General features: G+C 44.2%; 1 rRNA gene (cut by a window edge). It reads right to left on the reverse strand.

Annotation, left to right across the window (positions count from 1 at the left end):
• A 23S ribosomal RNA gene (locus ASE86_RS13205) occupies positions 1 to 263 on the reverse strand (its annotated part extends 901 nt beyond the left edge of the window); the annotation flags it as partial.
• Positions 264 to 608: the final 345 nt, after the last annotated feature.

Below are 608 nucleotides of genomic sequence, written 5' to 3' on the forward strand. Positions count from 1 at the left end.
GCTCTTCCGATTTCGCTCGCCACTACTTTCGGAATCTCGGTTGATGTCTTTTCCTCGAGCTACTGAGATGTTTCAGTTCACCCGGTTCGCCTCGCATGACTATGTATTCATCATGCGATACCTCTTGCGAGGTGGGTTTCCCCATTCAGAAATCTCCGGATCAAAGCTTATTTGCCAGCTCCCCGAAGCTTATCGCAGGCTATCACGTCTTTCGTCGCCTGTAATCGCCAAGGCATCCACCACATGCTCTTAGTCACTTGACCCTATAACTTTGACGTCTCTTTCGAAACATCGCCATCTAATCTTTCAAGGACTTGCCAGGTCTTTCACCTGACGCGTTATGCCGTAATGTGAATAATTCCTCGATATCACTATCAAGAAACATTCGTCATTACTAATTTCAAATCAGCTTTCGCTTATTGAATATTCGTTTTGACGCAATCAAAAAATTGTCGTCAGAGGCACGGTCTGCACTAAACCTTTACGAATGTGCAGTTTCCTCTGACAACGCTGATTCGACTCTATGAATTTTTAAAGAACAGCCGATTGATCAAACGATGTTGATCAACAACAAAGCAGCCTCTTGCAAAGCCACTTTGGTGTTGAAT

It is taken from the genome of Sphingomonas sp. Leaf33, from assembly GCF_001421785.1.
GTDB lineage: Bacteria > Pseudomonadota > Alphaproteobacteria > Sphingomonadales > Sphingomonadaceae > Sphingomonas.